The sequence below is a fragment of the Frigoribacterium sp. UYMn621 genome (genome assembly GCF_040549525.1).
Taxonomy (GTDB): domain Bacteria; phylum Actinomycetota; class Actinomycetes; order Actinomycetales; family Microbacteriaceae; genus Lacisediminihabitans.
In genome coordinates this window covers 56,678-66,665 of sequence record NZ_JBEPTM010000012.1, presented here as the reverse complement: position 1 = coordinate 66,665, position 9,988 = coordinate 56,678, and the positions used below count along the sequence as shown (strand labels likewise).

The window sequence follows — 9,988 nt, the reverse complement described above, 5'->3', positions numbered from 1 at the left end:
CGAGGCGGTGATCCTCCCAGAACTCGCCGCCGCCTAAACTAAAACAACTGACCCGCACGGTGTTGAGAAACTCCACCACTCAGCGGGACGTGACCAGACTGGGAGGTGATTCCGGCGCTCAAGAGTCGGCACCGCGTCACACTCTCCGGATATCCATCGCTCTTCCCATCGAGTCTCGTCTCGAGGTAGTGATATTTCCGGGGAAATGTACGAATGAGGGCGCTCATCGCCGATGGTGCGATCACACCGAGGTGGAGAGCGGAATCCAGGCACGCGACGGCCTCCTCTTCTGGTTCCGTGCGAATCACCTGGCGAAGGGCATCACCCAGACTCACTCGCAGCCGACTCTCCGGACTAGGCCTCAACAGGCGACCGCGGTGGATCACGGTCGTCACATCTCGCTCATCGCTCAGGCGAACCCGCGAATCGTTCTCGCTTCGCAACCGACTGTCCCGTTTCGGCACGTGCACGTGAAGCGGAAAGGCGTGAGGAACAGCGAGACCGTAGGTAGCCGCGGCCGAGACGGATGCGAGCCTTCCACCCACCCGGATGGCGCGCACGACATCCTCACGGGTACCGGCCGACACGTACCACCCCTGCCGCGCTCGAATCACCTCGCCGGACATCACCGCTGTCGTGAGCTCGCGCGGAGCAACCCCGCGCGCGAGCAACTCGTGCGTGGCCGCGAGTCCACCGAGCTGCTCGATGATGCTGCGGAGGGAAGGCATCGCCCCATCCTGGGCTCAACGCGCGTCAGCCGGGCCGGGATCGGGGCCCTCCTGCCGATCTCTGCACTCTTTTGGCCCTGTGGAGGAGGGGTGTGCCAAACTCTCCTCGCGTGAAATCCATGCCGTCGAAAAGAATCACCGCAGTGGGGCGCGGCCGTACGGCGATTCGCTTCGATGGCATGGATTTCGGACACGGCGGAGTCTGAGACGGCGGAGTCTGACACGGCGGAGTCGGACTCCTGTCGGGGCGGGATCACGGGGCAGGGATCGCACGCGCGATCCGCACTACCGCTCGGGAACGGTCAGGAACGGTCAGGAACGGTCAGACCCGAGGGACCGTTCCTCGTGGGCGTCGTCGGCGAGCGGACGAGCGACCGGGATCTTGCTGCCGAGAACCTGCTCGACGACATCGCGGGCGATCTGCTGCGGGGTCAGGCCGGCCTCTTCGAGTATCTCGGCCCGCGATCCGTGTTCGAGGAATTCGTCGGGGAGGCCGAGTTCGGTGAGAGCGGTGTCGACGCCGGCGGCCCGCAGCTCCTGGCGGATGCGCGTGCCGATTCCTCCGACTCGGATGCCGTCCTCGATGGTCACGACGAGTCGATGCTCGGCAGCCAGGGAGATCACGCTCTTCGGCACGGGCACCACCCAGCGAGGATCGACGACGGTCGCGCCGATCCCCTGGTCGGCCAGTCTCTCGGCGACGGCGAGGCCGATCTCCGCCATCGGGCCCACCGTGACGATCAGAACATCCTTGCGGGGCGCGTCACTGAGCACGTCGACACCGTCGGGAAGGCGTCGCACGGCGGGGATCTCGTTGCCGACGCTGCCCTTGGAGAACCTCACGACCGTGGGAGCGTCGGTCACCGCGACGGCCTCGCCGAGTTCCTCGCGCAGTCTGGTCGCATCCCGCGGCGCACTCAGGCGGATGTGCGGCACGACCTGCAGGATCGCCAGGTCCCAGATGCCATGGTGACTCGGCCCGTCCGGTCCGGTGACCCCGGCCCGATCGAGCACGAACGTGACGCCTGCCTTGTGCAGCGCGACATCCATCAGAACCTGGTCGAATGCCCGGTTGATGAACGTGGCATACAAGGCCACCACGGGATGCAATCCGCCGAAGGCGAGCCCCGCAGCCGACGTGACCGCATGCTGCTCGGCGATTCCCACGTCGAAGACACGGTGCGGATACTTGGCGGCGAAGGGCTGGAGGCCGGTGGGGCGCAACATCGCGGCAGTGATTCCGACGATGGTCGGGTCGCCGTCGGCAAGCACCACGAGCTCCTCGGCGAAGACCGAGGTCCAGGATTGCTTGTCTGAGGCTCCGATCGGCTCGCCGGTCTCCGGGTCGATGTGCCCGACGGCATGGAACTGGTCGGCGGCATCGAGCACTGCAGGCTCGAAGCCCTTGCCCTTCTGGGTTATCGCGTGCACGATCACCGGGGCGCCGTAATTCTTGGCCTGGGTGAGGGCTTCCTCCATGGCGTGGAGGTCGTGACCATGGATCGGTCCGATGTACTTGATGTCGAGGTTGGAGTAGAGCGCCTCGTTGTTGGAGAAGCGGCTCAGGAAGCCGTGGGTGCCGCCACGGATGCCCCGGTACAGGGCCCGGCCGGGGGCACCGAAGAGATTGAAGAAGCGGCGACTGGAGGCATAGAGGCTGCGGTAGGAGCGCCGGGTTCGCACGTCGTTGAGGAAGCGCGCCATCCCCCCGATGGTCGGGGCATAGGAGCGCCCGTTGTCGTTGACGACGATCACCAGGTTGCGTGAATTGTCGTCGCTGATGTTGTTGAGGGCTTCCCACGTCATGCCACCGGTCAGCGCGCCGTCGCCGACGATCGCGACGACGTGACGATCCTTCTGGCCGGTCATCTGGAAGGCGCGGGAGATGCCGTCCGCCCAGCTCAGGGAACTGGAGGCGTGCGACGACTCCACGATGTCGTGCACGGATTCGGACCGCTGCGGATACCCCGCCAGTCCCCCACGCTCACGCAGGCGGCTGAAATCCTGGCGACCGGTGAGGAGTTTGTGCACATAGGACTGGTGCCCGGTGTCGAACACGATCGCGTCGTTGGGCGAGTTGAAGACCCGGTGCACGGCCATCGTCAGTTCGACGACACCGAGGTTGGGGCCGAGATGACCACCGGTCTTCGAGACCTCCTTGACCAGGAATTCCCGGATCTCGGCAGCAAGCGCGACGAGTTGCTCCTGCGAGAGTCGGTCCAGGTCCCGGGGTCCGTGGATACTCTGCAGAAGGCTCACAACAGTAGCCTAAACCAGCGATCTCAGAACGAACTGGAGGATTCCGCCGTTGCGGTAATAGTCAGCCTCACCGGGAGTATCGATGCGAACCACCGCGTCGAACTCGACGGTCTGCTTGCCCGGCGCGGAATGCTCGGTCGGTGCAGCCGTTACGTGCACCGTCTTCGGCGTGGTTCCCTCGTTCAGCTCTTCGAGCCCCGTGATGCTGACGACCTCGGTGCCGTCGAGTCCGAGGCTCGCCCAGCTCTCCCCGGCGGGGAACTGCAGTGGCACGACCCCCATGCCGATCAGGTTGGACCGGTGGATGCGCTCGAAGCTCTCCACGATGACAGCCTTGACGCCGAGAAGGCTCGTGCCCTTCGCCGCCCAGTCCCGCGACGAGCCGGAGCCGTACTCCTTGCCGCCGAAGATCACGAGCGGGGTACCGGCGGACTGGTAGTTCTGGCTTGCGTCGTAGATGAACGCCTGCGGGGCATCCGCTTGGCTGAAGTCGCGGGTGAATCCCCCTTCGACGTTGTCCAGGAGCTGGTTGCGCAGGCGGATGTTCGCGAAGGTACCGCGGATCATCACCTCGTGGTTGCCGCGGCGCGAACCGTAGGAGTTGAAGTCCTTGCGGTCGACGCCGTGGTCGGCGAGATACTGTCCCGCCGGGCTGTCGGCCTTGATGTTTCCGGCCGGGCTGATGTGGTCGGTCGTGACCGAGTCACCGAGCTTCGCGAGCACACGGGCACCGGTGATGTCGCTCACCGGAGTGGTCTCGAGCGTCATGCCATCGAAGTACGGGGGCTTGCGAACATAGGTGGACTCGCTGTCCCATTCGAATACCTCGCTGTCCGGCGTCGGGAGTGAGCGCCAGCGCTCGTCACCGTCGAAGACCTCGCCGTATTCCTTGGTGAACATGGCGGTGTCGATGGACGAGTCGATGGTGGACTGCACCTCCGCGGCATCCGGCCAGATGTCCTTGAGGTAGACCTCCGCGCCATCGTTCCCCGTGCCGAGCGAGTCGGTCTCGAAGTCGAAGTTCATGGACCCGGCCAGCGCGTAGGCGATCACGAGCGGCGGGCTCGCGAGGTAGTTCATCTTGACGTCGGGGCTGATGCGACCCTCGAAGTTGCGGTTGCCCGAGAGCACAGCCGTGACCGCGAGATCGTTCTTGTTGATTGCGTCGGTGACCTCTTCGATCAGGGGGCCGGTGTTGCCGATGCAGACAGTGCAGCCGTAGCCGACCGTGTAGAAGCCGAGCGCCTCGAGGTCGTCGGTCAGTCCAGCCTTCGCGTAGTAGTCCGTGACCACCTTGGAGCCGGGCGCGAGAGTCGTCTTGACCCACGGCTTGGAGCTGAGCCCCTTGCGCACCGCATTGCGGGCCAGGAGGCCAGCCGCGAGCATGACCGAGGGGTTCGAGGTGTTGGTGCAGGAGGTGATCGCCGCGACGGCCACCGCCCCGTGGTCGAGTGTGTAGGCGAGGCCGGACTTGGTGTGGACGTCCGTCGGGCGGGACACCGACGACGGCGCGTGGCTGACGTGGGTGTGACGGTGCTGGTTGAGGTCGTCTTCCGGCTGGTTGCTCGGCGGGTCCGAGGCCGGGAACGACTCGGAGATGCCCAGGTCGACCAGGTCGTGCTCGACATCCGCGTAGCTCGTCAGGTCCTTGGCGAACTGGGCCTTGGCCGAGGAGAGGACGACGCGGTCCTGTGGCCGCTTCGGCCCGGCGATCGAGGGCACGACGGTCGTGAGGTCGAGCTCGAGGTATTCGCTGAAGCTGGGTTCGGAATCGGCATCGTGCCAGAGCGTCTGGAGCTTGGCGTAGGCCTCGACGAGGGCGACCTGCTCCTCGCTGCGGCCGGTGAGGCGAAGGTAGTCGAGAGTGACGTCATCGATCGGGAACATGGCGGCGGTCGAACCGAATTCGGGGCTCATGTTGCCGATGGTGGCGCGGTTGGCCAGCGGCACGGCGGCGACTCCGGCTCCGTAGAACTCGACGAACTTGCCGACCACGCCGTGCTTGCGCAGCTGCTCGGTGATCGTGAGCACCACATCCGTCGCGGTGACGCCGGTGGGGATGACGCCGGTGAGCTTGAAACCGACGACCTTGGGGATGAGCATGGAGACGGGCTGGCCGAGCATGGCCGCCTCGGCTTCGATGCCGCCGACTCCCCAGCCGAGCACACCGAGCCCGTTGACCATCGTGGTGTGCGAGTCGGTGCCGACGCAGGTGTCGGGGTAGGCCTGCAGAACGCCGCCCACCGTGCGGGTCATGGTGACGCGCGCCAGGTACTCGATGTTGACCTGGTGAACGATTCCGGTGCCCGGGGGCACGACCTTGAAGTCGTCGAAGGCGGTCTGGCCCCAGCGGAGGAACTGGTAGCGCTCCCCGTTGCGCTCGTATTCGATCTCGACGTTGCGCTCGAGCGCATTCTCCGAACCGAACAGGTCGGCGATCACGGAGTGGTCGATCACGAGCTCGGCGGGGGCGAGGGGATTGATCTTCTTCGGGTCTCCCCCGAGGGCGGAAACAGCCTCGCGCATGGTGGCCAGGTCGACGATGCACGGAACACCGGTGAAGTCCTGCATGATCACGCGGGCCGGGGTGAACTGGATCTCAGTGTCGGGTTCCGCGGTGGGAACCCATGAGCCGAGGGCCTCGATCTGCGACTTGGTCACGTTCGCGCCGTCTTCGGTGCGCAGGAGGTTCTCGAGCAGCACCTTGAGGCTGTAGGGCAGCTTCTCGTACCCGGGCACCCGATCGACCCGGAAGATCTCGTAGTCAGTAGAACCGACCGTCAGGGTGTCCTTCGAACCGAAGCTGTTGACCTGCGACATTGCGCGACTCCCTTGCTGAGCTGTACGAGGTGTGATCTCTTGACGAGACATCCGCTGTCATCCTGAACCTCGACCGGCGACCATGCCAGCAAGGTAAGCCTAAGTCTCCCCTGGCCCGGACGACAGCAAAAGTATCTTGACGTCAAGATACTTTAGCATGCCGGTCAGTCGCTGCTCGGTCGGACCGAGCTCGCGTAGACAGCGCGAACGAGAAGCCACGTCACCCACAGCATCGCCGCATAGAGAGGAATGCCGAGAAGCAGTTTCACGCCGGCGAGCCACTCCGCCTCCTTGGCGAGGTAGAGCGGCACTTCCACGGCGAGCCGGAGCGCGAAGAGACCGGCCCACAGCCACGTCGTGAGGTAGAGCACCCGGCGCTTCGCCTTCTGCTCGCGCCACCGGGTGGTCTCGTTGGTGAGGAACCCGACGATGACGCCGATGAGGGGCCACCGCACGAGGATGCTGAGGAGAAGCACGCTCAGACTCGCGATGTTGATGATGATGCCCGGGATGAAGTTCGCCTCGGCGCGACCAGAGATGAGGGCGAGGACGGCCGAGATGGCGATCCCGGCGATGCCCGCGAAGGCCTGGGCGATCGGGGTGCGGGTGACCAGCCTGACTACCACGAAGAGCACGGCAAGCGCCACCGGAACCAACACCGACAGTGCCACGCTCTTCGTCGCGGCGTAGAGCACGAGGAATGCGAGTCCGGGCAGGATCGACTCGATCAGGCCACGGATGCCGCCCACCGCTTTCAGCAGCGATCCCGCTGTCGGCACTTCGCCCGGGGCGACCTGGCCGAGACCGGTCTTGCGCATCGCATCCGCGAACGCCTCCCGAAAGCCCGGCTCGGGTGCCTTTTCGTCGGCCACCCGGCTAGACGCCCGGTGTCGACGGCATGTCGTCCACCGGAGCGGCGGTCTTCGGCATGTGGAGGGGGATGAGGTCGCGCGGCGGCATCGGCGTCTTGCCGCGCACCACGACGACACTGCGGAAGAGCTCCTCGATCTTCGAGGCTGCCTCCTGGTCGACCGCGCCGTCACCGGCGATCACGCCTCTGAGGAACCAGCGGGGACCGTCGACTCCGATGAATCGTGCCAGTCGGGTGGAATCGGGCTGTCCGGGTGTCGTCGCCGGAATCTCCGCGAGCAACTCCGGACCGAAGGGTCCGACCGAGAGGCGCGTCGTTCCGCCCTGCTTCGCGATCTGCTCGGCGATCTGCTCGCGGATCTCATGCCAGAGACCCGACGTGCGTGGAGCCGCGAAAGGCTGTACCTGCAGGGTGGAACCGGCGTAGTCCAGGCCGACCGCGACCACCCGCTGGCTGCCCTCCTCCACCTCGAGCCGCAACTGCAGGCCCTCGCGAGGGAGGATCTTCACTCCCCCGAGATCGACGTAGGGGCGAACCGGGTTCGCCTCTGATTCGTCGAGCGGTCCCTCGGTCTCCCGATCGGCAGGGGCGGACTTCAGCTGCTCGTCCGGGGCACCCGGCTCGGTGACGTCGCTCGGCTGGATCTCGCCGGAGGGCGGATTGGTGTCGCTCACAGGAGCTCTCCTTGTTGGTCGTGATGGGGTGAATCGCTGTCAGACGTCGCATAGCCGGTCGATCCGAACCCGGATTCGCCACGATGACTGCCCGGGAGCGTTGTGACGGGGATGAACCGCGCCCGACTCACCGGCATGATCACCAGCTGGGCGATCCGGTCGCCGACCGCGACAGAGTACGGCACCGAGCTGTCGGTATTCAGAAGGGTGACGCTGATCTCCCCGCGGTACCCGGCATCCACCGTGCCCGGGCTGTTGACGATCGTGATCCCGTGCCGCGATGCAAGCCCGCTGCGCGGCACCACGAAGGCGACGTAGCCGTCGGGCAGGGCGATCGAAATGCCGGTTGCGACCGTCGCGCGCTGGCCCGGATCGAGCTGCACGGCTTCCGCCGCCGTGAGGTCGGCGCCGGCGTCACCCGGATGCGAGTAGCTGGGCACCCGGTCGGCGACGATCAGTACTTCAACGCTTTGAGCCACGTGACGAGGGTAGTGCAGAACGCCCGCGGGGTTGGAGCACGGCAAAGTCTGATCGAATAGGGCCTATGACGCAGACCCCGCCAGGCGGCCCCTCGACCCTCACGAAGCTCTATAGCGAGCGCATCTGGCCCTCGGCCTGGGTATTCGTGTCGACGGCTCTGGTCATTCCTGCCAGCCTGCTGGTGTTTCTGCCGATCAACCTCTTCGCCGGGGTCATCGTGGCCATCGTGCTGTACGCCGCCGTGGTTCTCGTGCTCCTGGCGACATCCCCCGCCATCGTGGTCCTGCCTGGCGAACTCGTGGCCGGTCGGGCGCGGGTGCCGGTGCACCTCATCGCGGGGGTGACGGCATTCCGGGGTGAGGAAGCGACCCTGCAGCGCGGTCGGTTGCTCGATGCGCGGGCCTGGCTCCTCATCCGCGGCTGGGTCGGCCCTGTCGTGAAGATCGACCTCGCCGATGCGAGCGACCCGACCCCGTATTGGATCGTGTCCACTCGCACACCCGACGCCCTGGTCGCCGCGATCGACACGGCCCGCGCCGTCTAGCTGTCCGCAGACAGGATCAGGCCGCGCACTCCTGGCAGATCGGACCGAGCTTCTCTTCGTGGTCGAGCTGCGAGCGGTGCTTCACGAGGAAGCAGTTGACGCAGGTGAATTCGTCGGCCTGCGGAGGCAGCACCACGACATCGAGGTCGAGGTCTGAGAGGTCTGCACCGGGCAGCTCGAAACCCCCGGGATTGTCGGCGTCATCGACGTCGACCACACCGGACATCTTGTCCGGGACGCGCTCTTTGAGAGCCTCGATCGACTCGGAGTCGTCGTCGGTCTTTCGAGGTGCGTCGTAGTCGGTTGCCATGCCCATCCAGTTCTTGAAAATATCGATTGGTCTCAATCGGCGGCCATAGTTTGCATCATTAGTTTGCGAATAGCAAACCACTGCCAAATGACCGTGAATCCGACTTCTGTGCAACTTGCGGCACGCCCGGGATATTCCCGGGATTTGGGGATGGGGCGTGCGACTCTAGAGGCGAAGAAGTGACCGCGAGAGGCGTTCAGCATGCAAGACCTGAGAGTCATCGGAGTGGAGAACGGCGCACTCCTCGTCGCGTCCGACGAAGGTACCAAGTACCGCATCGCCATAGACGAAGTACTGCAGTCCAGACTGCGTCAGGCGATCCCCGACCCGGGATCGGGGCGCAAGCTCGCGCCGCGGGAGATCCAGGCCCACATCCGGTCCGGGATGTCGGCGCAGGACGTTGCGGCCATCACCGGCGTTCCGCTCGACTACATCCAGAAGTTCGAGGGACCTGTGCTCGCCGAGCGCGAGTTCGTCGTGAACTCGGCACTCGGCGTGCCCGTGCACACCGCGATGGAGACAGATCCGCTCGGTGGCGGCTCCACCTTCGGCACGGTCATCCGCGAACGGCTCTACGACCTCGGCGCCATCGATGAGCGGTGGGCGAGCTGGAAAGAGGTCGGCGGGGGCTGGGTCGTGAAACTCGCCTTCAGCGCGGAGCAGATCGAGCGGGATGCCCGCTGGCGTTTCGATCCGAAGAAGGCCGCACTCTCCCCGCTCAACAACGAAGCCATCACGCTCTCCCAGCAGGGGGATGCCTCCGGTGCCCTGGTTCCCCGCCTGCGTGCCGTCGGTGACGAAGAGCGCCAGCCCGACCAGTCCCGTTTCGACAGCGGAGCCTTCACCAGCGAGGAGCTCTCCCAGCAGGAACCCGGGCGTTCGCGGCTCGAGGCGGTGCCGTACGGACGCCTTGACGATGCGCCGGCCGCCGTGTCGGATGCCGCGATCAATCGTGCCCCGGTCGCCGACGAGTCCGAATCGAACCAGACGGCCGACCTCCTCGAGGCCCTGCGCCGCCGGCGCGGAGAACGCGAGTCCGCGGGATTCGGCGATGAGGCGATCTCTGTGGACTCGAAGTCCGCTCATCCCTCGACCGGCACGATCCGTCTCGTCGACATTCCGCTGGACGTCTTCGGCGACGAGAACGACGACCGGCCGGGAAACACGGCCCCCCAGCCGAATGTCTTCCAGCCCCGCGCATCGTCACGCAAGGGCAGGGCTTCCATGCCGAGCTGGGATGAGATCGTCTTCGGGGCGCGCTCGGACGACGACCTGTAACCGACCTCTCATTCGGTGCCGCGA

Annotated in this window: 9 protein-coding genes; 2 read left to right on the top strand and 7 right to left on the bottom strand. The window is 65.8% G+C overall.

Translation table 11 applies throughout. The annotated features are described in order from the left end of the window. Positions 1–38: 38 nt before the first annotated feature. The 6 genes from ABIB54_RS15410 to dut form a co-directional block, all read right to left on the bottom strand. Positions 39–728 carry a hypothetical protein gene (locus ABIB54_RS15410; protein ID WP_354576396.1) on the bottom strand — a complete coding sequence of 230 codons (690 nt, stop codon included), beginning with the start codon at positions 726–728 and terminating at the stop codon, positions 39–41. Positions 729–1,040: 312 nt separating this feature from the next. Beyond that, a complete protein-coding gene (gene dxs / locus ABIB54_RS15405; RefSeq protein WP_354576395.1) occupies positions 1,041–2,987 on the bottom strand; it encodes a 1-deoxy-D-xylulose-5-phosphate synthase in 1,947 nt (648 codons plus the stop codon). Positions 2,988–2,996: 9 nt separating this feature from the next. Continuing rightward, a complete protein-coding gene (acnA, locus tag ABIB54_RS15400) occupies positions 2,997–5,807 on the bottom strand; it encodes an aconitate hydratase AcnA (protein ID WP_354576394.1) in 2,811 nt (936 codons plus the stop codon). 164 nt (positions 5,808–5,971) lie between these two features. After that, entirely contained in the window at positions 5,972–6,679 is a 708-nt protein-coding gene (locus ABIB54_RS15395) for a DUF3159 domain-containing protein (RefSeq protein ID WP_354576393.1), read from the bottom strand. 4 nt (positions 6,680–6,683) lie between these two features. Then, the gene (locus ABIB54_RS15390; protein WP_354576400.1) at positions 6,684–7,322 is read right to left on the bottom strand and encodes a DUF3710 domain-containing protein; all 639 of its coding nucleotides are present in this window, start codon (positions 7,320–7,322) and stop codon (positions 6,684–6,686) included. Positions 7,323–7,348: 26 nt separating this feature from the next. Then, a complete protein-coding gene (gene dut, locus ABIB54_RS15385; RefSeq protein ID WP_354576392.1) occupies positions 7,349–7,831 on the bottom strand; it encodes a dUTP diphosphatase in 483 nt (160 codons plus the stop codon). Positions 7,832–7,896: 65 nt separating this feature from the next. On the opposite strand from dut, the gene ABIB54_RS15380 reads away from it, so the two are divergent. Next, a complete protein-coding gene (locus ABIB54_RS15380) occupies positions 7,897–8,376 on the top strand; it encodes a DUF3093 domain-containing protein (RefSeq protein WP_354576391.1) in 480 nt (159 codons plus the stop codon). 16 nt (positions 8,377–8,392) lie between these two features. Here ABIB54_RS15380 and ABIB54_RS15375 read toward each other — a convergent pair whose 3' ends face one another. Then, positions 8,393–8,686: a DUF4193 domain-containing protein gene (locus tag ABIB54_RS15375; protein ID WP_147782392.1), complete on the bottom strand. Its 294-nt coding sequence runs from the start codon at positions 8,684–8,686 to the stop codon at positions 8,393–8,395. A 201-nt stretch (positions 8,687–8,887) separates the two neighbouring features. Between ABIB54_RS15375 and sepH the strand changes: the two genes are divergently transcribed. Further along, on the top strand, positions 8,888–9,964 hold the full coding sequence (sepH, locus tag ABIB54_RS15370) for a septation protein SepH (protein WP_354576390.1): 1,077 nt from the start codon (positions 8,888–8,890) through the stop codon (positions 9,962–9,964). Positions 9,965–9,988: the final 24 nt, after the last annotated feature.

Bases quoted from the DNA above. Each gene is read 5' to 3' on its own strand.
- acnA (WP_354576394.1), bottom strand. From the start codon at position 5,807: ATGTCGCAGGTCAACAGCTTCGGTTCGAAGGACACCCTGACGGTCGGT.
- ABIB54_RS15410 (WP_354576396.1), bottom strand. From the start codon at position 728: ATGCCTTCCCTCCGCAGCATCATCGAGCAGCTCGGTGGACTCGCGGCC.
- sepH (WP_354576390.1), top strand. From the start codon at position 8,888: ATGCAAGACCTGAGAGTCATCGGAGTGGAGAACGGCGCACTCCTCGTC.
- ABIB54_RS15380 (WP_354576391.1), top strand. From the start codon at position 7,897: ATGACGCAGACCCCGCCAGGCGGCCCCTCGACCCTCACGAAGCTCTAT.
- ABIB54_RS15375 (WP_147782392.1), bottom strand. From the start codon at position 8,686: ATGGCAACCGACTACGACGCACCTCGAAAGACCGACGACGACTCCGAG.